This is a genomic window from Kribbella sp. NPDC020701 (genome assembly GCF_055562215.1).
Window position 1 is genome coordinate 337,133 of sequence record NZ_JBVHFT010000006.1, and the last position, 24,705, is coordinate 361,837.

The window sequence follows — 24,705 nt, forward strand, 5'->3', positions numbered from 1 at the left end:
CGGACGGATGCTGCGCCCCCTGACGTTCATGGTCAGCTCGCCGCCGGCACGTACGGGAAGGTGTCCCTGGGCTTCGACGTCACGGACTCCTTGCCGATCCCGAGGGAGACCGGCGTGTTGGCCGCGATGGAGAACATCACGTTGGGTGCGTTGTCGGTCAGCGACCGGCCGTTCCAGGCGTTGAAGCCGAAGCTGGCCGGCGTTCCGACGACGTACGGCAGCATGTTGGGCAGGAACCGCCGTACGACGGCCGCCGCGTAGGCCTCCGGGTCGGCAGCCGTGCCGTACGCGCGGACGACGCCGGCGATCTCGTGGGTCAGCAGCTTCCCGTAGGTATCGGGGTCGTCGGCGGGCCGGCCGTCGTTGAGGTCGTCGCCGAGCTTCTCGTTGAACTGCGTGAACAGCGGGTGGATCATCGGGAGTCCAATCCGGTTGATCGAGCGCCAGCCGCCGGCGTCCGTGGCCAGGCTCGCGACCGCCCACACGTCGATCGGACGGGTCGTGTGTGCGGGATCGAGCAGCTCGGCGTCGGGAATCTCGAGGACGATCGAGTACACGGTGTGCCCGGCGAACAGGTTCTGCGCCTGGTCCGGGGTCCACGTCCCGAGGTCGACCGTCGTACCGTCCTGGAAGGCGTGGCCGACGGCGTGAAGGACGTCGGGCTCGATCCAGAACGAGTCGCCGGCCTTGCCGGCCCACACGCGCAGTCCACCCTCTCCGTCGAGCGTCTCCTCCGTCTCCCCCGTCACGACAACGCTGCCCGCGTCCGATGGATCGGCGGTGATCCGATGCACGGTCAGGCTCTGCCGGCCCAGTTCGTCGCGCTCTCCGAACACGAAGCGGTACGTGAGGTCCTCGACGCCGTCGTGGTCGAGGTCGACCTTGAACTCGTACTTGCCCTCGGGGTGGTAGCCCGGCGTCGGGATGTCACCGGCGAGCGAGTGGCAGAGGTTGACGGCCAGCACGGTGCCGGTCTCGCCGCGGAACGCGTACAGGTCGGTGAGGTCGAGACGGACGTCCTGACGGGCCAGCGGTGAGTCGAGGTGATGCGACATGGTCGATGCCTTCCTTTCAGGTGGGGAGTTCGGCACGACCACAGTCGTGGATCGGTGCGCCCGCGCGGATGAGTCATCTGACTCGCTTCGTACGATCGAGTCAGATGACCGAGTCGGGTACCGGGAGGACAGTGATGAGCCCCGCGCTGGTCGGGCGGCATGAGGAGCTCGAGTTCCTCCGGGCCTTCGTCCGTGAGGCCGCCGTCCACGGTGGAACCGTGCTGGTTTCGGGCGGTCCCGGTGTCGGCAAAACGACGCTGCTCGACGCCGCGGAACGGTACGCGCGGGAGTCGGGAACAACCGTCTTGCGTGTCGGCGCGACCGAGCTCGAGGGCGGGCTGAGCTATGCCGCGCTGAACCAGGCGTTGTATCCGCTCGACTTCGACGAACTGAACCCCGCTCAGCGTGGCGCGCTGCAGGTCGCTCTCGGGTTCGGAGACGGCCCACCTCCGGGCCGGCTGCTGGTGTCCAACGCCGCGACTGTGCTCCTGCGGAGGGCGGCGGCCCGATCCCCACTCCTGCTCATCGTCGACGACATTCCCTGGATCGATCGGGCCAGTGCAGGTGTCTTGAGCTTCGTCGCGAGGAGGCTCGCCGGCAGTCGGGCCGGGCTGCTGGCCGCCAGCCGCACGGGCGAGGACCAAGGGTTCTTCGACCCGGCGGGACTACCGGAGTACGAGCTGAAGCCGCTGAACGACGCTGCCGCGAATCAACTCCTGACAGCACGGTTCCCCGACCTCCACTCCGCAGTGAAGGCACGGATCCTCGACACCGCGCAGGGCATCCCGCTCGCGCTGCTGGAGCTTCCCAGGACATTGAGCCAGTCGCAGCGGACGGCCGCCGAACCGCTACCCGCCGTACTGCCACTCGGGCAGAACCTGCAGCGGCACTTCGTGTCGCGGGTTGCGAGACTCCCCGACGCAACCAGGACGCTGTTGGTCACAGCGGCTCTCGAGGGCACCGGGGATCTCGGCGTACTGGAGGCCGCGGGCGGCGGGGCGTACCGGATCGAGGATCTGGCGCCCGCCGAGCGGGACCGGCTGGTGACCGAGCACTCACATCGAGTGGAGTTCCGGCATCCGCTGATCCGGTCGGCGGTCGTCGAGGCGACAACCTCGGCAGAACGCCGCTCGGCGCACCGCAGGCTGGCCACTGTCCTCGTGAACCAGCCCGAGCACCTGGCATGGCATCTTGGCGAAGCCACAGTCGAGCCTGACGAGCAGGTCGCGGCGGTCATGGAGCAGGCGGCTCACATCGTCGTCGCGCGAGGCGACTACACGTCCGCGGTCGCCCTGCTCACGCGCGCTTCGGATCTGAGCCCCAGCCCTGCCGAGCGCGGCCGCCGGCTGGCCGCGGCGGCTTATATCGGCGCAGAGGCGATGGGCGAGGTCCGGAGTACGGCGGAACTGCTCGAAGGCAGCCGACGAGCCGGCAGCCGGGCGAGCGCGTCACTGCACTACGCGTCGGCCGCCACGTTGGTGATGCTCGACAGCGACGCGCAGGTCGACACCGCCCACCGCATGATGGTCAGCGCAATCGAGGGGAGTTTGGACCGCGGCGATGCCGACGAGATGGAACTCGTCGACGGGTTCGCGACGCTGCTACTGATCTGCTTCTTCGGCGGTCGCAGCGAGCTGTGGAAGCCGCTGTACGCCGCACTTGGGCGGCTCTCGCACGAACCCCCACCGTTCCTCACGCTGACGTTGGACCTGTTGGCCGATCCGGCCCGCACGGGCGTCGCAGCTGTCCCTCGTCTGCGAACTGCGCTGCAGGCTGTTCACGATGACTCTCAGCTGATGCGTAGGGTCGCAGCGGCCGCGTGGTATGCCGACCGTCTCGCGGAGCTTCGTGAGCCGTTGTGGCGGGCGGTGCTGCACGGTCGCGAGGGTGGCCCGGCGAGAAGGCACCTGGTGGCACTCATGGACCTCTGCGTGGACGACTTCCACCGAGGCAGGTGGGACGAGGCCGCGGAACTCGCCGCGGAAGGACTGTCCCTGACCGAAGAGGGTGGTGGCAGATTCTTCGGCTGGTACTTCCGCTATCACCAGGCGTTGCTGGCGGCGGTCAGAGGCGAGTTCGAGACCAGCCGGACGCTGGCTGAACAGATGATCGGCTGGGCAGGCCCGCGAGGTGTCGGCACGGCACGGGTCTTCGCTCACCATGCCCTCGTCCTGGGCGACCTCGGACGCCGCGACTTCGAGAGCGCCTATCAGCACGCGATGATGGTCAGTCCCGCCGGCACGCTCGCCTCACACGTTCCGCACAGCCTGTGGCTCGCGATGGATCTCGTCGAGGCCGCTGTACACACGGATCGGCGAGCCGAGGCCGAACGCCATGTCCGCGCCATGCAGGAGGCCAGGTTGCCGGAGCTCTCGCCGAGGCTGGCCATCCTGACCGCAGGGGCCGCGGGGATGGCGGCCGGGGATCCCGCGCTTTTCGAGCAGGCCCTGAGGCTTCCTACTGTCGATCAGTGGCCGTTCGAAGTTGCGCGCGTACGGCTTGCGTACGGCGAACTGCTGCGTCGTACCCGCGCGATGACTGAGGCCAAGGTCCAGCTGCAGGCGGCTCTGACCGCGTTCCGGACACTCGGCGCGGATCCGTGGACCTCACGGGCGGAGCAGGAACTGCGGGCTGCTGGGCTGGCTTCCACCTCAGCCTCCGCCTTTGCCGCTCCTGGTGCGCAGACCTTGACCGCCCAGGAGTTGCAGATCGCCGGCCTCGCCGCGTCCGGGCTCACGAACAAGGAGATCGCCGCACAGCTCTACCTCTCACCCCGCACGGTGAGCGGGCACCTCTACCGGATCTTCCCCAAGCTCGGCATCACCACCCGAGCCGCCCTTCGCGATGCTCTCGACAAATAGGTAGCGGGTATATATTCTCGCTATCTATGCGGTCACTTTTCCTGGCCTTGCTCGCTGACGAGAGCCGGTACGGGTACGAGATCAAGCAGACGCTCGAGCAGGAGTTCGGGGAGTTGCTGCCGGCGCTGAACGCCGGGCAGATCTACTCGACGCTGGCGCGGCTCGAGCGGGACGGGCTCGTGGTCGGTCAGAGCATCGAGGGCGACAACCGGCGCAAGCGGGTGTACGAGCTGACCGAGGCCGGCCGGACGGCGCTGGCGGGGTGGATCGAAGCGCCGGTGCCGGGGACCCGGTTGAAGGACGAGTTCTTCATGAAGCTGGTGATTCTCGCGTCGGCCGGGCTGGCCGAGCCGAGGGCGCTGATCGCCGGGCAAAGGCGCGAGTACCTGCAGTCCCTGCGCGACCTCGACGCGGTCGTGTCGGTCGACGGCAGCCGGCCCGCCGCCGATCTGCTGGCCGAAGGGGCGATCCTGCACCTGAAGGCCGACCTGGAGTGGCTCGATCTGATCGAGCAGAAGCTGCCGATGCAGCGGGAGTCAGCATGACACCGGTACTCGAAACACGAAGGCTCGCGAAGACCTACGACACCGGGGGTACGCACGTCCTCGCCGTGCGCGGGATCGACCTCACGATCAGCAAGGGTGAGTTCGTCGCGATCGTGGGGCCGAGCGGATGCGGGAAGTCGACGTTGCTCAATCTGCTGGCGGGGCTCGATCGCGCGACGGCCGGTGAGGTCTGGCTCGGCGGTGAGCGGATCGACCAGCTGAGCGAGACCGCGCTGGCGCGGATGCGCCGGCAGAAGGTCGGGTTCGTGTTCCAGTTCTTCAACCTGGTACCGACCCTGTCCGCCATCGAGAACGTCGAACTGCCACTCCTCCTGGTCGGCCGGCGCCGGACGGACGCCCGGGAGACCGCCGGCAGATTGCTCGATGACCTCGGCCTCGGCGACAAGTACGACGCCGCGCCCTCGCAATTGTCCGGCGGCCAGCAACAGCGGGTGGCGCTCGCCCGTGCCTTGGCGAACACGCCGGACATCCTGCTCGGCGACGAGCCGACCGGAAATCTCGACTCGGCCTCGGCCCGTGAAGTACTCGCGCTCCTCCGTGCCGCCCGGGATCGGGGCCAGACCCTGCTGCTGGTGACCCACGACTCGCGTGTCGCCGCCGCGGCGGACCGGGTCATCACCCTTCGCGACGGGCTCGTGAACGACGACACCGAACTGCAGGCTGCCCGACCGGTCACGCTTCCCTTCGACGCGGGCGGTCCACCATGACCGTCACTTTGGCAAGACTCGCTTTCGCGGGGATGCGTTCGCGGTTGCTCGCGAGTGCTCTGACGGTCCTGCTGTGCAGCGCGGCGGCCGCGACCATCGTGCTCGCTTTGGAGGTCGGCGCCACCGCCCGTGATCCGTGGCAGCGGACCTTCACCGAGGCCAACGGCGCACACGTCCTCGCGAACGTCGCCTCGGCTGCGGATGCCGGCAAGATCGCAAGCCTCCCCGGAGTCGCCGAACGTGATGCGGCTATCCCGAACACCAACGCGCCCGTTGCCGGCGGCACCGACAAGTTGCAGCTCGCCGGGCTGGCTGCCGCGCCGCAGGTCAACCGGCCGGTGCCGATCATCGGTACCACGCGACCCGCGGACGGCATCGTGCTCGAGCGAAGCTTTGCCGACGCGCTCGGCCTCCGAGTCGGTACGACGCTGCGCCTCGCCGCGACCGGCGGACCGGTCGACCTGACCATCGTCGGGACGGCGGTATCGCCTAGCCAACCGCGTTATCCCCGGCGGACTCCCGGGCTAGCTTGGGTGTCCCGGGCCACGCTGGAGCGAGTCCAGCCGGACAGCGCGCGCTGGCGCTGGACCGAGGCCGTTCGACTGACGGATCCGGCTACTGCTCCGGACTTCGCCGTACGTGCTGCTGGGACTGTTCCGCCGAGCACTGCAGCTTTTGAGACCTGGCAGGACCAGCGTGACAGCGCGCTCCAAGACGCAGCTCCGGCTCAGCTCATCCTGACGACGTACACGATCGTGTTGCTTGCGGTGGTCTTCTCGGTGGTGGCGATTCTGGTCACGGCGCGCGCGAGCGCACAGCACCGCGAGATCGGATTGCTGAAGGCCGTCGGGGTCACGCCACGGCAGATCACTGCTGTGTTCGCGCTCGAGTCCGCCGTACTTGGTCTGGTCGCTGTGGTGATCGGCTTCGTGGCTGGGGTGCTGCTCGCGCCCCGGCTGGCCGCATCCAGCGTCGCCACGATGGTCGGATCGCCGACCATTGCGGTGAACCCTTGGCATCTCGTTGTCGCCGGCTGCCCAGTGCTGCTGGTTCTGGTCGGCAGCGCTGCCTCGGCGGCCCGGCGCAGTACGAGATCCAGCGTCCTGCAAGCAATCCAATCCGGATCCCCGACGCCCGCGTCACGCTCACGCCTCGGCCGCCTGATCGGCCGGGCCTCGCTTCCCGTCGTACTATCGCTAGGCCTCAAGGACCTCCTCGCCCGGCGACACCGAGCGATCCGACTGGCCGGCGCGATCGTCGTCACTGGCGCCGCGGTCGTCTTCGCGCTCTCGATGCAATCGAACCTCGCGGCCCGCGCCGCCGGCGAAGTCAGCGATGTCCCGCGCGAACTTCCCGTCCTCGTCTACACCCTCGACGCTGTCCTCCTCCTCATCACCGTCACGACCCTCGTCGCGGTCGCCCTCTTGTCGGTCCGCGAACGCGTCCGCGAGTACGGCGTACTGAAGTCCATCGGGCTCACACCCCGCCAGATCGCCACAAGCCTCGTCGGCGCCCACGTCACCCTCGCCACCATCGCAGTCATCCTGTCGATCCCCGTCGGCATCCTCCTCTACATCACCGTCTACGCCATCGCCGGCGGCAGCCCCGAAGACCGAGTCATCGCCCCCTGGTGGTCCCTGGCCCTGGTCCCACCCGCCACCATCCTCCTGGTAACCCTCGCCACCACCCTCCCCGCCCGCCTAGCCACCCACCTCCCCGCCACCGAAGCCCTCCGCTACGAATAACCTTTGTGATCAGGCGTATGGCCAACGGGGGCAGTCTCGAGGATGGCCACCACCACACCAGCTCACCCAGGCTCAGGACGACCGCAAGCCCAGCAGCGCACACCGCAGGGACTTGTCCGCAGTCGTCAGCGGCGTCCCGCCGTACTTATCCGGCGGAGTCAGCACCAGAGTGACCTCGAGCGCGAGAATCACGATGCCTGCGTTGCACGAGCGTCGCCCGCGCTCCGTCCACCTCGTCCACTCGGCCAGTTGTCATTTGTGCATCTCACGGAACACCTCGTCGCCGTCGTCGGGCGGTCCGGTCGAATACCAGGCTGTGAGGTCGGCCCTCGTCCAGTACAGCCGCCGCCCGAGGAACGGCGCCTGCACGCTGAACAGCAGCGATGCCGCCGCCACCGTCAGCGCGGTCGGTGCCCCGCTGGCCGTTCTCCTCGCTGACCAATAGCCCGCGAAGCGCTGGGCCGCCCGTCGAGGCCGCGTCAGCCCCGTCGATGCGGGCGTGTGCCGGTTGGAGGCAACAGAAGCGCTGCCCCCGGCCACCGAAGGTTCTTCAGTCATCACTTCGGCCCGTCGCCGAGAACCGCCGCGCGCGTCGCCACATGTCAACACCGAAGCACCCGAGGGCGTCGCCGCTGCGTTCAGGTAGTACGGCATTCTGACCTCCAGGTCGATCGTCTTACCTGGCAACATATCCACTTCGTCGCCAGCTCGACTGCGACGTTTCCCCTTGTGGATAACGGATTCTGCGCCGTCGTCGAGTTGGCACGAGCTGAAGCATACGCTAGAATCGAACACATGTTCGAGAGAAATTTGACCACGTTGTCGACCGCCGACCTGCTCGAGTCGGCCGCCGAGCACCGTGCCGAGGCGAACAGAGCCGAAGCCCGGCTCCTCGAACACGCCCAGGTCTTTGCCGACCGCAACCATCCCGACGGCCGCCGACCCCGCCGCCGCACTGCCGACGGCCGTGAGCGCAGCATCGTCCTCGGCGGCGACGGCTGTCCGGCGATCGCGGAGTTTGCGCCCGCCGAGTTCGGTCTCGTCCTCGGCATCTCGAGCGCCGCGGCCGCAGGCTACATCGGCCGGGCGCTCGCGCTTCGGCATCGCTTCCCACGCATCTGGGCCAAAGTCCAGGACGGCACGGCCACCCCGTGGCGCGCCTGCAAGATCGCCGCCGCCTGCGAGAGTCTGAGCGAGGAATCGGCCGCATCCATCGACAAACGTCTCGCCCGCTGCGTCGACACAGTGACGCCACAGCGGCTGGAGAACATCGTCAAGGCTGCCCAGGCCCACGCCGATCCCGCCGCTGCCCGAGCCAAAGCCGAACAACGTGCCCGCGAACGCGGCGTATACCTCGGCCGCTCCGACGACCACGGCACCAAGACCATCTATATCCGCACCGCCACCGGCAACGCCCTGCGCCACGACGCAACCATCGCCGGCATCGCCGATGCCCTGAAGATCTTCGGGGACACCCGTTCGGTGCAGAGCCGCCGCGCCGAAGCAGTCGGCATCATCGCCGACCCCCGCTACACCGAAGAGCTACTAGCCCAGGCGAGAGAACACCTCTTCAACAATCCCCACGCTGTCCAAGCGGAGGCTCCCGGCGTCGACCACGCCCCCCAAGTGGACGCCCCCGACGTGGACCGCGCCGCCCTCCGCCGCTCCCCGAGCGATCACGCCAGGCAGAGCGACGCATCGAATGTCGACCCCGACCTTCCGCAAGCCGGCGGAGCCGCGTGCTGCGAGCCAGACGGCGATCACGCTGCCGACCGGGTCGGTGACTCGGACGATGATGAGTTGCTCGACGACGGGACAAGTGGTGAAGGGGAGGAGCCAGGCCCGAACGACGAGGCCGACCGCGACGCACCCCACCCGAGCGAGTGCGACCTCGCTGACCCCCTCGACATCCCATCTGCTGAGCCAATCGAGTCGTTCGACCCCGGCCTCTGCTTCGATCCCGACGACGGCGAACCTCCGGACACCACGGCTGCGCGTGCCCTGCGCGCCCGCCTAGCCCAAATCAAGCACGACGCCCACACCGGTCCGAGACACCATGTCGGCGGCCACCACGGCAGTCGCGACCCCGACGCCGGCCGCGCCGGCGTCTGCCCCACCACCCGCAGCGGCACCAGTGCTGGCGAGGGACGTCGGAGTGGGCGGCTGCGACCCGGGCAAACCGAGATCTACGTACACCTCACCGACCACACCCTCGCCACCGGCACCGGCGTACTCCGCGCCGAAACCATCGGCCCGCTACTCGCCTCCCAGCTGACCCAACTCATTGGCTACGGCCCCTACACCGTCAAGCCAGTCATCGACCTCAACGACGCCATCAGCGTCGACGCCTACGAAATCCCCGACCGCATCCGCGAACGCATCAAACTCACCCACCCCGTCGAACTCTTCCCCTACGGCACCCGCGAAACCAACCGCACCATCGACCTGGACCACATCCAGCCCTACGACCCCCTCGGCCCACCAGGCCAAACCAGCACACCAAACCTCGCACCCCTGGGCCGCTTCACCCACCGGGTCAAGACCCACGCGCACGGCTGGAACGTACGCCGCCTCGACCACAAGACCCTGGAGTGGACCACACCCCACGGCTTCACCTTCCACGTCAACCCCACCGGCACCACCAAAGTCGACCCTCCTCACCCCGAATGCCCGACCTGACGGCCGAAGAGCTCATAGCCGACCGGACTGAGACGACGCTGGAGGTGTACCCGGATCTGGCGGTGTAGTTACGCTCGGCGGATGGCGAACACCGCAGCGCTGCAAGATGCGATTGAGTGGGTTCGGGGAGATCTCGCGCGGGAGTACTCGGTGCCGTTCGGCAAGAGCACCGTGCGCCTCCGCACGGGCGGGAAGAGATCGTTCAACGCGGTCTCCTCCGACGGCCGCGTCATCGCCACGGTGCTTAACAGCTCTGGAGCAACGTCAGGCGGCAAGAAGCCGTCCGGCAAGATCCGCTATGCAATCGCGGAGTTGTACTTCCTCTCGCTCGCGGATGCACCTCAGCGCTTGCTCGTTGCGACCAATGCGGAGTTCCTCGAGTACCTCGAGAATGAGACTGCCGGCGCGCTGGTCGAGGGGGTCCGGCTCGCACACATCCCGCTACCCGGTGGACCTCGCGGCCCGTGTGTCAGAGGTGACGACAGCAGCCAGCAGAGAAATGGGACGGTAGCCCGGGCTCTTCGTCACACCCGCCATGGGTGGGTGGGAGCGGTGGGTAGCACGCTGCGTAGGAGCGAGCGTAGTGCTGCGCGGGATGGTCTCTCTTATGGGCCGGCGAGTTTGGTTATTTCGGGGGTGGGGTTGGAGTGGAAGGCGGTGGCTCGGGGGTAGCCGGCTAGGCAGCCTCGGGTGGTCATGAGGGCTGTGTAGTAGTCGATGTAGCGGAAGCCGTAGGTTTCGCCGCGGGCGAAGGCTTGGTGGCGGATGGCGGAGATCCAGCGGTAGAAGGCCTCGTCGGGGATGGGGACGTACTGGGTGGGGCGGAAGCCCTCCATGTCCTCCCAGTTCTCGGCGTGCAGGAAGCTGCGGACGCCGTGGCGGGGCAGGGCGGCGAGCTTGCGGACCAGCTCAGGGTGCTGCGAGGGATCCTGCGAGGAGGAGGGGTCCATTGGGAGGCCGGCGAGGAAGCGGGCGCGTTCGGACAGGCTCGCGGCGTGTTCGTGGTCGCGGTGGATGGAGTGTTTCCAGTGGGTGATGATCGTGTCGGGTTGCTTCTCGCGGATCACCCTGGCCAGTTCGAGGGCGACGTCGTCGGTGTCGGGGAGGAAGCCGTCGCTCTGGTCAAAGACCATGAAATCGGCACCGATCGCCTCCGCGAACGCCGAGCCCTCGGCGATCTTCTGCTTCTTGTACTCGGCGGGCGTCAGCCGGGGGTGACCGCGCTCGCCGGGAGTCAGCGCGACGATCGTCACCCCGGCCCCCTCCAGAGCCAGCTTGGCCAAGGTGGGACCCGCGGTCAGGTCCATGTCGCCGATGTGCGCCCCGATGGCGAGCACTGTTCTGGTCACAAGGATCTCCTCATTTCAGGCCACTCAGTACGACGCCGCGGACGTAGTACTTCTGGAACAGCAGGAACACGATCAGCACCGGCAGCGTGCTGACCACCAGGCCGGCCATCACGATCGGCATGGTGCGGTCGGGGTCGAGGAAGCTCTGGAGCAACTGGATGCCGACCGGCAGGGTCTGCAGGGACGGGTCGGAGGACGAGATGAGCAGCGTCCAGATGTACTCGTTCCAGGTGCCGATGAACGTGATCAGGCCGAGCGTGATCGCCACTGGCTTGGTCTGCGGGAGCACGATCAGGCGCCAGGTCTGCCACTGGTTGGCACCGTCGATCTTGGCCGCCTCGAGCATCTCGTCCGGCAGCGACACCATGAACTGCCGCATCAGGAAGATCCCGAAACCTGAAACAGCGAACGGCAGGATCAGCGCGACCAGGCTCGTCGTCAGCCCACCGTCACCACCACGCCCGAGGATGTCGTTGCCGCCGGCCAGCGGCCAGTTCAGCATGATCAGGAACGTCGGGATGAGCAGCAGGAACGGCGGCAGCATCATCGTCGCGAGGATGAACCGGAAGATCACCGCCCGCCCGCGGAACCGCAGCTTGGCGAGCGCGTAGCCGGCCATCGACGACGTGATCAGCACCGACACCGTCACGCTGACCGTGACGATCACGCTGTTGCGGAACAACCGGAGCAGCTCCAGCTGGGAGAACGCCTCCCGGTAGTTCGACAAATCAAAAGAGGAAGGCAGGAGCTTGTACGGGATGACGCCGTACTCCCCTGGTCCTTTGAACGAGCTCATCACCATGTCGAGGAACGGCATCACCATCGCGACACCACCGACGATGACGACCAGGTACGCGAACCAGGGGAAACCACCACGACGTTTCACGACGTCTCCTCTCCCCTCCGACGAGCGATCCTCAGCTGCAGCAGGGTGATCACGAGGATGATCACGAACAGCACCATCGCCATCGCGCTCGCGGTCCCCCAGGCGCCGAACTTGAACGCCCGCTGGTACATCTCGAACGCCGCCACGTTGGTCGCGTTGACCGGTCCACCGTCACCGGTCATGACGATGATCAACGCGAACGACTGCAGCCCGCCGATGAACTGGGTGATCAGCACGAACAGCAACGCCGGCCGCAGCAACGGCAACGTGATCGACCAGAACCGGTGCCACGACCCGGCCCCGTCCACCTCGGCGGCCTCGTAGTACATCTCCGGGATCGCCTTGAGACCGGCGGTCAGGATCAGTACGGCGCCGCCGATCGAAGCCCAGGCGTGGACGACGGTCACCGACGGGAGCGCGTACGACGCGTCCGACAGGAAGCCGACGCTGTTGACGCCGAGCTTGTTCAGCACACCGTTGATCAACCCGGCCGGCTGGTACATCATCTTCCACACGTTGCCGATGGCCACCACCGTGGCGACCACCGGGAGGAAGTACAGCACCCGCCAGAAGCCCTGGAACGACAGCCGGTCGATGCAGTAGGCAACCAGCACCGAGCCGAACGTTGCCAGCAGCACCGACCCGAACGCGAACAGCAGCGTGTTCACCAGGATCGGCTTCACGAACGTCCCGTTGAAGCTCAGGGCATCACGGAAGTTCGAGACCCCGGTCCACCGCAGAGTGCCCAGGTCGAACCCGCCCCAGTCCGAGAACGCGAGCACGATCGCGAAGATGAACGGCAGGATCAGGAACACGCAGAAGAACAGCAAGACCGGCGCGAGGAACAGGTACGCCGCCCGGCCCTCACGATGCAGCCTGCCGACCCGCTGGGCCGGCACCGCGACGGCGCCGACCCTGCTGACCGCGGTCGTCATTGCGGCTTGACGGCCTTGGCCGCTTGCGCCAGCGCGTCGTCAGGACTCTTGCCATCGGCAAGCACAGTCATGATCGCGTTGTGCAGCGCGGTCTTCGCCTCGTACGCACCCGGCTGGTTCGGCTCGGCCATCGCGTACGTCGCCGCGTCGTAGATCGGGGCCAGGTTGGGATCCGAGAGCGACTTCTTGTACGTGGCCTGGTCCGCGGTCCGCGGCGGGATCAGGCCCTGGTCGGCCAGCCACTTGCCGACCTCGGTGACACCACCCTCGGTCTGGTGCTCGTTGAGCCAGGTGAGGAACTTCCAGGCCTCATCCGCGTGCTTGCTGCGCTGGTTCACTCCCATGAAGAATCCGTACGCCAGCGAGCCCTTGTCGCCCGCGTTCGGTCCGGGGATGGCCGCGACACCGACATCGGAGTACTTGTCCTTCATCTGCGTCCGCAGGCTGCCGATCCACCAGCCGGCCTGGATCGCCATCGCGACGCCACCGCTGCGGAACTGCTTGGTCGGCGAGATCGACGGGTTCGTCGCCTTGACCGCGGCGAGGTCGGCCTCGAACTTCAGCGCGGCCTTGCCCTGCTCGTTGTCGAACTGCGCCGTCCCGTCGGTACCGAGGAACTTCCCGCCCGCGGAGTCGAGCAGCGACAGGAACGGGTGTACCGACTTGTTGTCGCCGTCCTGGATCAGGCTCAGGCCCTCGACCTGGATGTTGCCCTTCCCGTCCCGCTTGACAGTCTTCTTCGCCGCGTCCTCGAGCTCGGCCCAGGTGCTCGGCGGCTTGGTGATACCGGCCGCGGCGAGGATCTTCTTGTTGTAGAACAGCACGTAGGTGTTCAGCTCGGTCGGGTACCCGAGCAGCGTGTCACCGGTGGTGACCGCGCCCAGCGCCGCCGGGCTGTACTCGGCCTTGATCTTCGAGGCGATGTCGTCCGGCACCTTGGCCACGACGTTCGCCTTCTGCAGCTGCCCGCCCCACAGGCCGTACGCGCTGACGATGTCGGCGCCGCGGCCGCCGGTCTGCCGGACCGTCATGGTGGTCAGCAGATCGTCGAACTTGACGACCTCCGCCTTCACCTGGATGTTCGGGTTGTCCTTGTTCCACTGCGCGATCATCTTGTCCAGCCCGTCCTTCGACGGGCCGTCGCTGTAGTGGCTCAGCAGCGTGAGCTGGACCTTGCCGTCGCTGCCGCCCGAGCCACTGCCGCCGCCACAGGCCGCGCCGGTGGCCAGCAGTCCCATGACCACCGCCAGCCGGAGTCCCTTGGAGAACCTTCGCATGTCAGTCAGTCCCTTCGGCCGGGGCCAGCGGCGCCCGGAGGATGGTGAACGTGCGGGTGATGCTGAACCCCGTCTTCAGGTAGAGCTGCCCGGCCGGCGACTTCTCGCCGGTCCACAGGAACCAGGCGCTGTGCGCGCCGAGGGCAACCATCCGCTCGAGCGTCAGATGCAGCAGCACCTTGCCGAGGCCGATCCCCCGCGACGCCGGCAGTACGCCGAACGGCCCGAAGCGATCGATCACGCCTTCGTAGGTGCCGTACATCGCCCAGCCGAGGATTCCGCGGCCCGGGTCACGGGCCACCACGATGCGATCCAGGGGCATCCCGGCGACGACGGCCTCGCGGATCGCGCGGGCCCAGTCCGGGTTGAAGTCGTCACCGGCGATGGTGATCAGCGACGTCAGCTCGTCGCCCGTCGGTGTGCCGAAGGTGTACCCCTCGGTCTTCAGTGTCTCGAGCTGTTTCCCGACCTCGGCCGGGATCTCGTACCCGACCAGGCTCCGGTCCATCGCGACCGCGTCGTACCGGCGCTCGAAGCCGAGGGCCGACAGCAGCCGGGCGGCGGCCGGGTAGCGCGCGGTGTCGAGGCCCGGGAGGAAGTAGTTCGGCGTGTACGACGAGAAGAAGACCTCGTTGCGCCCGACATCGCGGAGCCAGCCCGTTGCCGTGGTCAACAACTCCCGGCCGAGGCCGCGGCGACGAAAGGAGGGGTGCACGAAGAAGAACGGGATCCAGCCACTCGACGGCTCGAGGTCGTCCCCCGTGGCCGCGATCAGACGGCGTACGGCGTAGGCCGCGCCCACAATCTGATTGTCGACAACGGCGACCTTGAGACCGGCCGCGTCGAAGTTGCGGTCGAGCAGGAAGAGGTCACGAAGGCGTGGGTAGCCGATCGGGTCGGCTGGGGCCGCCGCGGTCCAGGCTTCGGCGAGCGCCGGGCCATCTCCGACCTCGAACGAGCGAATCATCCGGCCGTCCCTTCGTAGAGCAGTACGCCGGGCTCCGCCCAGCCGGCCGGCGTGGTTGCCGCAGGCAAGAGCTCCAACGGGTCGTCACCAGCTTCGAGCGCCTTGCGGAGCGAGTCCGATCCCCACAGCCTGTCCAGCGACGGCAGCAGGGTGAAGTCGTCGGGATAGAGCTCGTTCAGCACCCGGAGCATCACCAGCGCGGTCCGCACCGGCTCGTACGCCGACCGGTCGACCACGTGAAGCTGTACGCCGGACACCGCCTGGCCGGCGTACTTGCTGAACACCGGCTCGAACCAGGTACGACGGAAGATCACTCCAGGCAACTCGCACGCCTGCAACGCCGGGACGAACCGATCATCCAGATAGGGCGCACCGATCGTCTCGAACGGTCGCGTCGTACCCCGGCCCTCACTGAGATTGGTGCCCTCGAAGAGACCGGTGCCGGGATAGACGAGCGCGGTGTCAGGCGTCGGCATGTTCGGCGACGGCGGCACCCACGGCAGGCCGGTCTCCACAGAGCTCCGCGTCCAGCCCTCCATCGCGACGACCGTTGCCTCACCCAACTGAAGGGCGAGCTCGCCGACGGTCAGGCCGTGCCGGAGCGGGATCGGGGCTCGGCCCACGAAGCTCTCGAAGCCCTGCTGCAGCAGCGGACCTTCGACCCGGACGCCGCCGAGCGGGTTCGGCCGGTCGAGCACGATGAACGGCTTGCCGAGCCGCGCGGCGGCCTGCTGGCAGTCGTACATCGTCCAGACGTAGGTGTAGAACCGCGTCCCGATGTCCTGGATGTCGAACAGCAGCGCATCCACGCCGGAGAACAGATCATCGAGCGCGCGACCCTGCCGGAGGTAGGTGTCGAAGACCGGCAACCCTGTATCCGGGTCGACGCACTCGGCTTCGCTTGCTCCGGCTTGCGCCGTACCGCGTAGGCCGTGCTCTGGTCCGAACAGGGCTGTCAACTGCAGGCCGGCATCCAACAGAGCAACGGATGTCGGGCGCAGGTCCGGCAGAACGCCGGTGAAATTCGTGATCAGTCCGAGGCGACCATCGGCCACCAGCCTCGGCTCTCCGGCCAGGCGCTCCGCACCGGTCCGGACTGCCATCGCCACCACCCCAGATCGTGGATCGTGCAGGAACTGGGTTGAAAACTTACCGATGAATTCAGGCGAAGGTCAATGGATTACCGGCGAACGTTTGCCAGATCAGGGCAGGAACGGCGTGAGGGCCGCGAGGAAGTCGTCGAGGCGCTCGGCGTGGACCCAGTGACCGGCCTCGGGGACCTCGGCGTACTGGACCTGCGGGAAGTACGACGCGATGGTGGCGCGGTGGTCGTGCTGGACGTAGTCGGACATGCCGCCGTAGATGAAGAGCGTCGGGCCGTCGTACGACAAGCCGGCAGCATCCGCGGGCCAGCCGGAGATGGCCGGCAGGGCGGCCTCGATGACCGGGAGGTTCGGGCGCCACCGAGCGCCGTCGGAGTCGAGGATGAGGTTCTGCAGCAGGAAGGCGCGGGTCCCGGCAGTGGGGACGGCGGCAGCCAGTTGGGCGTCGACCTCGGCGCGGCGCGTGATCGAGGACAGGTCGGCGTTGCGCATCGCCTGGGCGTACTCGACGAACGCGGGCGGATAGGCGACGGGGGCCGCGTCGACCACGACCAGGCGTTCGACGACCTGCGGGTACTGCAGCGCGGTGAGCATCGCGGTCTTGCCGCCCATCGAGTGGCCGACGAGCGCGACCGGTCCGACCCCGAGCGACTCGATCGTCTCGCGGACGTCTTCGGCCATCTCCGGGTAGCTCATCGTGTCGGTGTGCGGCGACGTCCCGTGGTTGCGCAGGTCGAACGCGAACACCCGATGCCGATCGGCGAGCCGCCGGGCCGCGGTCATCCAATTCCGGCCCGACCCGAACAGTCCGTGCATCACGACCACGGGCGTGCCCGACGAGCCGTACGACGTGACCGGGAGCTTCATCCACACACCTTTCAGCGCCGGCGTTGCCAGCAGGCCGAGTGCCAGTGGCGTCGCTCGTCGAGGGACTGGGCGCCACCGATCGCGGCGAGCAGGCTGGGGTTCTCCGGCCAGACCACGACGTGTGGCGTGGCCGGCGGGATCTGCTGGTCGCAGCCGGGGCAGCGGTAGGACTTCGCCGACGCGGAGCCGGACACGCGGCGGACGATCCACTCGCCGTCAGACCGCTGCTCGCGCGCCTGGGTACCACCGAGCAGCGGCCGGTCGCCGACCGGCCGCTGCCACTTGGAAGGCCTTCTGCGCGACATAGCCCTTCAAGGCTAGCCGTATGAGCTAGGTCACCCCCGGGCGACCGCGTACGCCGCGGTGCCGATCAGCTCCATCGACACCTGGAGGCGCTCCAGGCTGACGTTCTTCGCGATGGTGTCCTCGGGCGAGTGGTACGGCGGCTCGAGGAACGCCGGCGAGATCTCACCACGCCAGGAGAAGTTGGCCGCCGCGATCCCGACCTCCTGGAACGACTGGTGGTCCGACGCACCACGCAGTACCGGACCGACCAGCTTCGGGTCGTAGCCGAGCCGCTGACCGGCCGCCCGAACCGCGTCGGTCGCCGTGTTGGCCAGCCCGGTGAAGGACAACAGCCAGTACGTGATCGCCGGGTCCCAACTGGTGGCGACCATGTCGTTCTGGAAGACCGCGAGGTGCCGGTCGCGCTGATCCTGTGCCAACTGCGCGACGTGGTACCGCGAGCCGATCGGGCCCTGCTCCTCCGAACCCCACAGCGCGAACCGCAGTGTCGCGTTGGTGGGGAGGCGGCTGAACACCCGGGCCAGTTCCAGCGTCAGCACGGTGCCCGAGCCGTCGTCGTTCGCACCCGGTGCGCCGATCACCGAGTCGTAGTGACCGCTGATCACCACGATCGGTCCGTTGGCGCCGGACTTACCCCGCCGCTCGCCGATCACGTTGTTCGACATCAGTCCGCGGTGCGCCGCCGTACTGATCCGCAAGGGCAGTGAGTTCACCACTGCGAGAGCCTCGCGGATCAGCCGCTTCTGCACCTGGGCAACGCCGATCACTGGGATCGGTGCGTCGGTCAGGCCGCTCGGCGAGAACGCCGACGCCCGGCGTGGAAACACCAGGTCGGCCGGCAGCAGGACGACTCCGACAGCACCCCGCGCCGCGGCCTCCGCGACTAAGGCCGGGCGCGATGCTGCCACGTCATCCGCGATCACGATCGAGCCGGCCACATCGGCCGGCCAGACCGGCGCCGTCGCCGGGCCGACATCCCGGACCGGGCCCTCGACGGTGACGTCGAGCTTGCCTCCCGGAGCAGCTCCGGCCTGCCAGCACAGGTCGTCCGGCAGAATCCCCCGGACGTCCTCGAATCTGGGCCAGGAACTTGTCTGCCACCGGGAACGGCTCCAGCCGGGTCCCGTAGCCGAACTTGTCGAGCTGGCCGGCGATGTAGTCGGCCGCTCGCTTCTCACTCGTGGTCCCGCCGATCCGCGGGCCGATCGTCTCGGACAGCACCTGCAGGTGGCGCAGCGCGCGGTCCGAGGACAGACCGGACACGATCTGGCGGTCGTACTTGTCCAACTTCGGGCGATTCACGGCACCGGGTCGCTGCTCGTCGACACCCCAGGCAGGGGCGGCGGGAAGAGCAGTGGCGGCGGTGACCCCGGCGACAGCGCCGAGCAGGCCTCGGCGACTCAAACCGGATCTTTCGGTCATCAGGTCTCCTCAAAGGTGGGCGGCCCCGAGACCTGAGAACCTAACCGATCTGCGACTGAGTCGCCTAGAGATGGACTAGCGCTGATCGCGAAGTTCGGCGCCGACCTCGTGCATGTGGCGGAGACCCATTCGGTACGAATCGATCAGGGTGGTGCTGAGGTACGGCATGCCGATGCGTTCGCAGTACGACTGCACGATCGGCTGGGCGAAGCGGAGGTTGGCTCGCGGCATGCTCGGGAAGAGGTGGTGCTCGATCTGGTAGTTGAGGCCGCCCATCATCCAGTCGGTCACCAGACCACCGTTGACGTTGCGCGAGGTGAGCACCTGCTTCTCCAGGTGACCCCAGCAGGTCTGGTCGTCGGGCATCTCCATGCCCTTGTGGTTGGGAGCGAAGACGCTGCCCAGGTGCAGACCGAAGACCATGTGGTGGATCAAGGCGAACAGCACTGCCTGCCCCGGCGACAGGATCACGAACAGCGCACCGAGGTAGAGCCCGAGGTGAGCGGCCATCAGGCCGAGCTCGAGGCGGGCCTCGCGGCGCGGGCGGCCGAGCAGGAAGCGGATGCTGGAGACCTTGAGGTTGAAGCCCTCGAGCGTCAGCAGCGGGAAGAAGATGCGGGCCTGGTTGCGGCTCAGCCAGCCGTTCAGGCCCTCGCGGCCCTCGGCCTGCTCCATCGTCCAGACCAGAATGCCCTCGCCGACGTCCGGGTCCTTGTCGGTGTGGTTCGGGTTCGCGTGGTGGCGGTTGTGCTTGTCGTTCCACCAGCCGTAGCTCATCCCGCACAGCAGGTTCCCGTGCAGGATTCCGACCCAGTCGTGCAGCTTGCGGGAGCCGGCGATCTGCTGGTGACCCGCGTCGTGCCCGAAGAACGCGGCCCGAGTGGTGAGGATCCCCAGCGGGATCGCGAGCAGCAGCGCCCACCACGACGCGCCGATCACGGCGATCCCGGCCCAGGTCATCGCCATCAGGGCGACGTTGATGCCGATCGCCATCGCGTAGGCCGCCGTACGCCGTTCCAGCAGGCCGGCGGCCTTGATCTCGCGCAGCAACGGCGAGAAATCGGAGCCGCGGGTAGCAGCAGGGGATACCACAGGCTGAGCCATCAGGTCCTCGTCTCAAGAGCGGTAAAGGCCTGGGCTTACAGCCGCGGCCAGAGTACGGCATCAACCCTGGTCGGCCTAACGACCGCAAACATGAGTGCTACTACCCGAATCGATGGGGTGACAGTGCCCATGAACAGAGTGGACCTAACACCACTGAGTCAGGTCTCACGCTGCGTCATGATGGAGGACATGACCACGATTGCCACCCAGGCGCCGCCGATGCGGTACCCCAAACTCGCCCAGCCGTGGATCGCGCTGTTCCTGGCTGTCCTCGCCGAGCTCGGGATCGCCTTCTTCGTGCTCAACGTGGTGGCCGTTCCGCTGATCGCGGTCTGGGTCGGGATCCCGATGCTACTGGTGTTCGTCCCGGCCACCCGCTGGTTCGCGAACTGCCACCGGACCATGCTGGCCGGCTTCACCGGCGAGGCGATCCCGCGCCCGTACAAGAAGCCGCCGATGCCCGGCGTACTGATGTGGCTGCGGACGACGCTGACCGACCCGGCTACCTGGCGTGACATCATCTGGCTGCTGGTGAACGCCGTCCTCGGCTTCACCCTCTGCCTGCTGAGCGCCGTACTGTTCCTGGCCTCGCTGTTCTATCTGGTCTACCCGCTGCTCGTCGGCGTCACCCCGGAGGGGGTCTTCACCGAGCCGTTCGGCGGGCTGTTCACGGTCAACTTCTGGACCAGCTTCCTGGTGATGCCGGTCGCGCTGATCGCGTTCATGATCTGGATGGCGGCCGGCGAGCGGCTGCTGAAGGCCAACGCCTTCATGGCCCGCTCGCTGCTCGGCCCGACCGAGAGCGCCAAGCTGGCGATGCGGGTCCGTGAGCTGGCCGAGTCCCGCGCCGAGACCGTCGACACCCAGGCGGCCGAGCTGCGCCGGATCGAACGGGACCTGCACGACGGCGCCCAGGCCCGGCTGGCCGCGCTGAGCATGAACCTGGGCATGGCCGAGGAGATGGTCGCCCGCGACCCGGCCCAGGCGGCGGCCCTGCTCACCGAGGCACGCCTGTCGGCCAGTACGGCGCTGTCCGAGCTGCGCGACCTGGTCCGTGGCATCCACCCGCCGGTGCTCGCCGATCGCGGTCTGGAGGGTGCGGTCAAGGCGCTCGCGCTGTCCTGCCCGTTCAAGGTCGACGTCACCTTCGACGTCCCCGGCCGTCCGGCCGCACCGGTCGAGTCGGCGGCGTACTTCGCGGTGGCCGAATGCCTGGCCAACGCGGTCAAGTACTCGGCGGCCACGAACGCCTGGATCCAGATCACCCACGAGCAGGAGAAACTGCACATGATCGTCGGCGACGACGGCGTGGGCGGTGCGGTGATCCGGCCCGGCGGCGGTCTGTACGGTATCGAGCGGCGGCTGGCCGCCTTCGACGGTACGTTGACCGTGGTGAGCCCGAGCGCCGGGCCGACCACCGTGATCATGGAGCTGCCTTGCGAGTCCTCATCGCTGAAGACCACGCCCTCCTCCGGGACGGACTGATCCGCCTTCTGGAGGCGCACGACTTCGAGGTCGTCGAGGCAGTCGACAACGGTCCCCGGCTGGTGCCCGCCCTGGTGGAACACCGGCCGGATGTGGCCGTTGTCGACGTTCGGCTGCCACCGACGTTCACCGACGAGGGCCTGAAGGCCGCGATCGAGGCCCGCCGCCAGGTTCCCGGCCTGCCGATCCTGGTGCTCTCGCAGTACGTCGAGCAGCTGTACGCGCGGGAGCTCCTCACCGGCGGCGGTGGCGCAGTCGGCTACCTGCTCAAGGACCGGGTCTCCAACGTGGCCGATTTCCTCGATTCGGTACGCCGGGTGGCCGCCGGAGGCACCGCGATGGACCCGGACGTGATCGGCCAACTGCTGGCCCGCAACACCCGCGACGAACCGATCAGCCGGCTCACCCCGCGCGAGTCCGAGGTGCTCGGCCTGATGGCCGAAGGCCGCTCGAACGCCGCCATCGCCGGCGCTCTCTTCGTCACCGAGAAGGCCGTCAGCAAGCACACCAACAACATCTTCGCCAAGCTCGACCTGCCGCCGTCCGAGGACGACAACCGCCGCGTGATGGCAGTCCTCACCTATCTGTCGTCCCGCTAGCCCGGTACGTCGTCGGGCTCAGGCCGGTGCGGAGGCGGAAACGGGTGGAGAAGTACAGCGGGTCCGGGTAGCCGACCTCGGCGGCGACCGAGGCGATCGGACGGGTGGTGAGCTCGAGCAGCCGGCAGGCCGCGTCGAGGCGGCGGCGTTCGACGAACTGCTGCGGGCTGACCCCGAGCTGCTCACGGAACAGATGGGCGAACCTCGACACCGAGAGGTTGACCGCGCGGGCCAGCCCTGCCAGGTCGAGCCGGGCCTTGAGGTCCTGGTCGATCAGCTCGATCACGCGGAGCAGGCGATCGTCGATCCGGACCGCCTTCGGGTTCTGGGTGTCGCACCACAGCAGCGCGGCTTCGAGGGCGTTCGCGCTGAGCTGCTCGCCTTGGGTGAGCACGCTGCGCTGGTGCCGGACGGCGTCGTGGAGATGGGCCGCGATGCGTTCCGCCGCACCGGCGGCCGGCCGGAGCTGAAGGATGCCGGGGGCAACCTCCGGCCAGTCGAGCAGCGGGAGCCAGTCCGACTTGGGGTGCATGTGCGCGTAGAGGAAATGCCAGCGGTGCCCGACGGTGCCGTAGTCGTGCCTGGTTCGGGGCCGGACCAGGACGACCGTGCCGGGATCAGCGGAGATGTCGCCGAACCTGCCGGCGCCGTCGAGGGTCTGCACCAGCAGCCAGTCGGTGGTCCCGCGGCGGCGATAGGTCGCGTACTCCGGTCCTTCGTCGAACTCACCGGTCTCCAGCCGGCGGACCTCCGGGTGGGGAGACTCAGCAGGATCTCGAAGGTTCACAGCTCGATAGAGTATCGCTCGTCCAACCCAACGGCGCGGATCCTTGAAGCATGACGATCACAGTCGCCGATATCTACCGGCGGGACGGCATCGTGCAGGTTCCGCAGCTGCTCGACGCCGCCGAAGTCGAGCAGCTCAGGTCGGTCTTCATGGACCAGGTGGCGGTGGACCACTCGCTGGCCATCGACGACGGCGTACCCGAGGACGACCCGCTGGCGCGGTTCCCGCGGTTCGTGCACCCACATCGGCGTACCGATGTGGCGGCCGGCCGGCTCGCGCTGGAGCTGATGCTGGACAGCCGGATCCTCGATGTCGTCACAGCACTGATCGGCCCGGCCCTCGGCGCCCAGTCGATGTTCTACTTCAAGCCGCCCGGCGCCCGCGGCCAGGCGCTGCACCAGGACAACACGTTCCTGCGCGCCGATCCCGAGACCTGCCTGGCCGCCTGGATCGCGGTCGACGACGTGGACGCGGACAACGGTGGCCTGGCGGTCGTCCCCGGCTCGCACCAGACCGAGCTCGTCTGCCCCGAGCCGGCCGACCTGACCGAGTCCTTCACGAACGCCGAGGTCCCGGTGCCGGACGGGCTGCACAGGGTGCAGACGAAGATGCGGGCCGGCGACGTGCTGTTCTTCCACGGCAGCGTCGTACACGGATCGCGACCCAACACCACCGCCGACCGCTTCCGCCGCTCGCTGATCTTCCACTACATCCCGGAGGACAGCGTCGAGATCGCCGCCTTCTACAACCCGCTCGTCCGGCCGGACCGCCGTACGGCGATCCTCCCCGAGGCGATCGGTGGCGGCCCCTGCGGCGACTACGCCGACGCCGAGCCCTGAGTTCGGCAAGTGATCTGAGCCACTGCTGTCACAAACCGCCGGGCATCCGGTGTCTTTAAGGCCACCTCAGACGAAGGAGTGGCCATGACCGAGAAAACCGATGTCATCGTGGTCGGCGGCGGATACGCCGGCGTGATGGCTGCGAACCGCCTGACGCGGCGCGACAACGTGAAGGTGACCCTGATCAACCCGCGTCCGGCCTTGTCGAACGGATCCGCCTGCACCAGCTCGTCGGCGGGTCGGACGACGCGCTGGTGGACTATCAGAGCATTCTGGCCGGCGGCGTCGAACTCGTGGTCGACGCTGTCGCCCGGATCGACGCGGCCGGACGTCGCGTGTTCCTGGCGAGCGGCGGCACCCTCGGCTACGACTACCTGATCTACGCCGTGGGCAGCGGCAGCGGGGACCCCGGCGTGAACGGCGCGGCGGAGTACGCCTACCCGATCTCCACTCTGGAACAGGCACGGCGGCTCCAGCCAGTCATCGACGCTGCGCCGGTATCGGCCGCCCTGACGGTGGTGGGCGCCGGCCCGACCGGCCTGGAAACCGCATCCGAGCTGGCGGAGCAGGGTCGCAACGTCACTCTCGTGTGCGGAAAGGTGCTCGGGCCGTACCTGCATCCGCGGGCCAGGCGCTCGGTGGCGCGGCGGCTCACCAAGCTCGCAGCTACGACGACATCGCCGCGGCCGTCGACAAGAACCCGGCGGCCGTCCGCCAGATCGCGCACCGCGCCCGGCAGGACGTCGACGCCCGCCGGCCCGGCACGGTGGTCTCCCCCGGCGAGGGACGGGCGGCCTTCGAGGCTTTCCAGCGCGCGGTCGAGGCCAGCGACCTGAAGGCCCTGCTCGACGTGCTCGCACCCGACGTGGTCCTGGTCAGCGACGGCGGCGGCCTCAAACTGACCGCACTGCGTCCGATCGTCGGCGCCGAGAAGGCGATCCGGATGTTCGTCGGCAGTATGCAGAAGGTCGGCGGCACGCTCACCACCGAGCCGACCGTGATCAACGGCAACCCGGCGCTGCTGTTCCGCTTCGACGGGGAGCTCGACGGCGTCGTCGCGCTGCGGATCGAGGACGACCACGTCACCGGCATCTACTACGTCCGCAACCCGGAGAAGCTGTCCCGCGTCGAGTCAGAAACCGCACTCACCCTGCACTGAGGGCGAC

At 68.1% G+C, this 24,705-nt stretch carries 23 protein-coding genes and 1 pseudogene; 10 read left to right on the top strand and 14 right to left on the bottom strand.

What is annotated here, in order from left to right; all coding sequences use genetic code 11:
- Window positions 1-32: 32 nt before the first annotated feature.
- Window positions 33-1,055: a DUF4331 family protein gene (locus ACZ3HV_RS17180; RefSeq protein ID WP_465685325.1), complete on the bottom strand. Its 1,023-nt coding sequence runs from the start codon at window positions 1,053-1,055 to the stop codon at window positions 33-35.
- A gap of 104 nt (window positions 1,056-1,159) precedes the next feature.
- On the opposite strand from ACZ3HV_RS17180, the gene ACZ3HV_RS17185 reads away from it, so the two are divergent.
- Genes ACZ3HV_RS17185 through ACZ3HV_RS17200 form a run of 4 tightly spaced genes read left to right on the top strand, consistent with a single transcriptional unit; the run spans window position 1,160 to window position 6,934 of the window.
- Window positions 1,160-3,916: an ATP-binding protein gene (locus ACZ3HV_RS17185; protein ID WP_465685327.1), complete on the top strand. Its 2,757-nt coding sequence runs from the start codon at window positions 1,160-1,162 to the stop codon at window positions 3,914-3,916.
- Window positions 3,917-3,942: 26 nt separating this feature from the next.
- Window positions 3,943-4,461 carry a PadR family transcriptional regulator gene (locus ACZ3HV_RS17190; RefSeq protein ID WP_465685329.1) on the top strand — a complete coding sequence of 173 codons (519 nt, stop codon included), beginning with the start codon at window positions 3,943-3,945 and terminating at the stop codon, window positions 4,459-4,461.
- Window positions 4,458-5,189: an ABC transporter ATP-binding protein gene (locus ACZ3HV_RS17195; protein ID WP_360380944.1), complete on the top strand. Its 732-nt coding sequence runs from the start codon at window positions 4,458-4,460 to the stop codon at window positions 5,187-5,189. Before ACZ3HV_RS17190 ends, ACZ3HV_RS17195 begins: the two co-directional genes overlap by 4 nt.
- On the top strand, window positions 5,186-6,934 hold the full coding sequence (locus ACZ3HV_RS17200; protein WP_465685331.1) for an ABC transporter permease: 1,749 nt from the start codon (window positions 5,186-5,188) through the stop codon (window positions 6,932-6,934). Before ACZ3HV_RS17195 ends, ACZ3HV_RS17200 begins: the two co-directional genes overlap by 4 nt.
- Before the next feature lie 252 nt (window positions 6,935-7,186).
- Here the strand turns inward: ACZ3HV_RS17200 and ACZ3HV_RS17205 are convergent, their stop codons facing one another.
- Window positions 7,187-7,588: a hypothetical protein gene (locus ACZ3HV_RS17205; protein WP_465685333.1), complete on the bottom strand. Its 402-nt coding sequence runs from the start codon at window positions 7,586-7,588 to the stop codon at window positions 7,187-7,189.
- 75 nt (window positions 7,589-7,663) lie between these two features.
- On the opposite strand from ACZ3HV_RS17205, the gene ACZ3HV_RS17210 reads away from it, so the two are divergent.
- Window positions 7,664-9,613 carry a 13E12 repeat family protein gene (locus tag ACZ3HV_RS17210; RefSeq protein WP_465685335.1) on the top strand — a complete coding sequence of 650 codons (1,950 nt, stop codon included), beginning with the start codon at window positions 7,664-7,666 and terminating at the stop codon, window positions 9,611-9,613.
- Between the two features lie 605 nt (window positions 9,614-10,218).
- Here the strand turns inward: ACZ3HV_RS17210 and ACZ3HV_RS17215 are convergent.
- The 11 genes from ACZ3HV_RS17215 to ACZ3HV_RS17265 form a co-directional block, all read right to left on the bottom strand.
- Window positions 10,219-10,962, bottom strand: a complete 744-nt coding sequence (locus tag ACZ3HV_RS17215; RefSeq protein ID WP_465685337.1) for a PIG-L deacetylase family protein — start codon at window positions 10,960-10,962, stop codon at window positions 10,219-10,221.
- 10 nt (window positions 10,963-10,972) lie between these two features.
- On the bottom strand, window positions 10,973-11,848 hold the full coding sequence (locus tag ACZ3HV_RS17220) for a carbohydrate ABC transporter permease (RefSeq protein ID WP_465685339.1): 876 nt from the start codon (window positions 11,846-11,848) through the stop codon (window positions 10,973-10,975).
- Window positions 11,845-12,783: a carbohydrate ABC transporter permease gene (locus ACZ3HV_RS17225; RefSeq protein WP_465685341.1), complete on the bottom strand. Its 939-nt coding sequence runs from the start codon at window positions 12,781-12,783 to the stop codon at window positions 11,845-11,847. The genes ACZ3HV_RS17220 and ACZ3HV_RS17225 overlap by 4 nt, the downstream gene beginning before the upstream one ends.
- Window positions 12,780-14,060, bottom strand: a complete 1,281-nt coding sequence (locus tag ACZ3HV_RS17230) for an ABC transporter substrate-binding protein (protein WP_465685343.1) — start codon at window positions 14,058-14,060, stop codon at window positions 12,780-12,782. The genes ACZ3HV_RS17225 and ACZ3HV_RS17230 overlap by 4 nt, the downstream gene beginning before the upstream one ends.
- A gap of 1 nt (window position 14,061) precedes the next feature.
- Window positions 14,062-15,027, bottom strand: coding sequence for a GNAT family N-acetyltransferase (locus ACZ3HV_RS17235; RefSeq protein WP_465685345.1), 966 nt, complete (start codon window positions 15,025-15,027; stop codon window positions 14,062-14,064).
- On the bottom strand, window positions 15,024-16,130 hold the full coding sequence (locus tag ACZ3HV_RS17240) for an exo-beta-N-acetylmuramidase NamZ family protein (RefSeq protein ID WP_465685347.1): 1,107 nt from the start codon (window positions 16,128-16,130) through the stop codon (window positions 15,024-15,026). Before ACZ3HV_RS17240 ends, ACZ3HV_RS17235 begins: the two co-directional genes overlap by 4 nt.
- A 99-nt stretch (window positions 16,131-16,229) precedes the next feature.
- Entirely contained in the window at window positions 16,230-16,997 is a 768-nt protein-coding gene (locus ACZ3HV_RS17245; protein WP_465685349.1) for an alpha/beta fold hydrolase, read from the bottom strand.
- Window positions 16,998-17,008: 11 nt separating this feature from the next.
- Entirely contained in the window at window positions 17,009-17,302 is a 294-nt protein-coding gene (locus tag ACZ3HV_RS17250) for a hypothetical protein (protein ID WP_465685350.1), read from the bottom strand.
- Between the two features lie 30 nt (window positions 17,303-17,332).
- Window positions 17,333-18,211, bottom strand: a complete 879-nt coding sequence (locus ACZ3HV_RS17255; RefSeq protein ID WP_465685352.1) for a M20/M25/M40 family metallo-hydrolase — start codon at window positions 18,209-18,211, stop codon at window positions 17,333-17,335.
- A gap of 1 nt (window position 18,212) precedes the next feature.
- The gene (locus tag ACZ3HV_RS17260; protein WP_465685354.1) at window positions 18,213-18,725 is read right to left on the bottom strand and encodes a hypothetical protein; all 513 of its coding nucleotides are present in this window, start codon (window positions 18,723-18,725) and stop codon (window positions 18,213-18,215) included.
- A 75-nt stretch (window positions 18,726-18,800) separates the two neighbouring features.
- Complete coding sequence (locus tag ACZ3HV_RS17265; RefSeq protein ID WP_465685356.1) at window positions 18,801-19,829, bottom strand: fatty acid desaturase family protein; 1,029 nt, start codon at window positions 19,827-19,829, stop codon at window positions 18,801-18,803.
- A gap of 189 nt (window positions 19,830-20,018) precedes the next feature.
- Here ACZ3HV_RS17265 and ACZ3HV_RS17270 point away from each other — a divergent pair, with 189 nt between their 5' ends.
- A complete protein-coding gene (locus ACZ3HV_RS17270; RefSeq protein WP_360373847.1) occupies window positions 20,019-21,314 on the top strand; it encodes a sensor histidine kinase in 1,296 nt (431 codons plus the stop codon).
- A complete protein-coding gene (locus tag ACZ3HV_RS17275; RefSeq protein WP_360373850.1) occupies window positions 21,266-21,913 on the top strand; it encodes a response regulator transcription factor in 648 nt (215 codons plus the stop codon). The genes ACZ3HV_RS17270 and ACZ3HV_RS17275 overlap by 49 nt, the downstream gene beginning before the upstream one ends.
- On the opposite strand, the gene ACZ3HV_RS17280 is transcribed toward ACZ3HV_RS17275, so the two are convergent.
- Window positions 21,891-22,700 (bottom strand): helix-turn-helix domain-containing protein, encoded by an 810-nt coding sequence (locus ACZ3HV_RS17280; RefSeq protein ID WP_465685359.1) that lies wholly within the window; start codon window positions 22,698-22,700, stop codon window positions 21,891-21,893. The two genes, ACZ3HV_RS17275 and ACZ3HV_RS17280, sit on opposite strands and share 23 nt — an antisense overlap.
- A gap of 50 nt (window positions 22,701-22,750) precedes the next feature.
- Here ACZ3HV_RS17280 and ACZ3HV_RS17285 point away from each other — a divergent pair, with 50 nt between their 5' ends.
- The 3 genes and pseudogenes from ACZ3HV_RS17285 to ACZ3HV_RS17295 all read left to right on the top strand — a co-directional run bounded on the left by ACZ3HV_RS17285 (window position 22,751) and on the right by ACZ3HV_RS17295 (window position 24,698).
- Complete coding sequence (locus ACZ3HV_RS17285; protein WP_465685361.1) at window positions 22,751-23,539, top strand: phytanoyl-CoA dioxygenase family protein; 789 nt, start codon at window positions 22,751-22,753, stop codon at window positions 23,537-23,539.
- 135 nt (window positions 23,540-23,674) lie between these two features.
- Window positions 23,675-24,375, top strand: a pseudogene (locus ACZ3HV_RS17290) (FAD-dependent oxidoreductase).
- A 14-nt stretch (window positions 24,376-24,389) separates the two neighbouring features.
- Window positions 24,390-24,698 (top strand): hypothetical protein, encoded by a 309-nt coding sequence (locus ACZ3HV_RS17295; protein ID WP_465685362.1) that lies wholly within the window; start codon window positions 24,390-24,392, stop codon window positions 24,696-24,698.
- Window positions 24,699-24,705 lie beyond the last annotated feature (7 nt).

Bases quoted from the DNA above. Each gene is read 5' to 3' on its own strand.
- ACZ3HV_RS17180 (WP_465685325.1), bottom strand. From the start codon at position 1,055: ATGTCGCATCACCTCGACTCACCGCTGGCCCGTCAGGACGTCCGTCTC.
- ACZ3HV_RS17185 (WP_465685327.1), top strand. From the start codon at position 1,160: ATGACCGAGTCGGGTACCGGGAGGACAGTGATGAGCCCCGCGCTGGTC.
- ACZ3HV_RS17190 (WP_465685329.1), top strand. From the start codon at position 3,943: ATGCGGTCACTTTTCCTGGCCTTGCTCGCTGACGAGAGCCGGTACGGG.
- ACZ3HV_RS17195 (WP_360380944.1), top strand. From the start codon at position 4,458: ATGACACCGGTACTCGAAACACGAAGGCTCGCGAAGACCTACGACACC.
- ACZ3HV_RS17200 (WP_465685331.1), top strand. From the start codon at position 5,186: ATGACCGTCACTTTGGCAAGACTCGCTTTCGCGGGGATGCGTTCGCGG.
- ACZ3HV_RS17205 (WP_465685333.1), bottom strand. From the start codon at position 7,588: ATGCCGTACTACCTGAACGCAGCGGCGACGCCCTCGGGTGCTTCGGTG.
- ACZ3HV_RS17225 (WP_465685341.1), bottom strand. From the start codon at position 12,783: ATGACGACCGCGGTCAGCAGGGTCGGCGCCGTCGCGGTGCCGGCCCAG.
- ACZ3HV_RS17230 (WP_465685343.1), bottom strand. From the start codon at position 14,060: ATGCGAAGGTTCTCCAAGGGACTCCGGCTGGCGGTGGTCATGGGACTG.
- ACZ3HV_RS17235 (WP_465685345.1), bottom strand. From the start codon at position 15,027: ATGATTCGCTCGTTCGAGGTCGGAGATGGCCCGGCGCTCGCCGAAGCC.
- ACZ3HV_RS17240 (WP_465685347.1), bottom strand. From the start codon at position 16,130: ATGGCAGTCCGGACCGGTGCGGAGCGCCTGGCCGGAGAGCCGAGGCTG.
- ACZ3HV_RS17245 (WP_465685349.1), bottom strand. From the start codon at position 16,997: ATGAAGCTCCCGGTCACGTCGTACGGCTCGTCGGGCACGCCCGTGGTC.
- ACZ3HV_RS17250 (WP_465685350.1), bottom strand. From the start codon at position 17,302: ATGTCGCGCAGAAGGCCTTCCAAGTGGCAGCGGCCGGTCGGCGACCGG.
- ACZ3HV_RS17260 (WP_465685354.1), bottom strand. From the start codon at position 18,725: ATGACCGAAAGATCCGGTTTGAGTCGCCGAGGCCTGCTCGGCGCTGTC.
- ACZ3HV_RS17265 (WP_465685356.1), bottom strand. From the start codon at position 19,829: ATGGCTCAGCCTGTGGTATCCCCTGCTGCTACCCGCGGCTCCGATTTC.
- ACZ3HV_RS17270 (WP_360373847.1), top strand. From the start codon at position 20,019: ATGACCACGATTGCCACCCAGGCGCCGCCGATGCGGTACCCCAAACTC.
- ACZ3HV_RS17285 (WP_465685361.1), top strand. From the start codon at position 22,751: ATGACGATCACAGTCGCCGATATCTACCGGCGGGACGGCATCGTGCAG.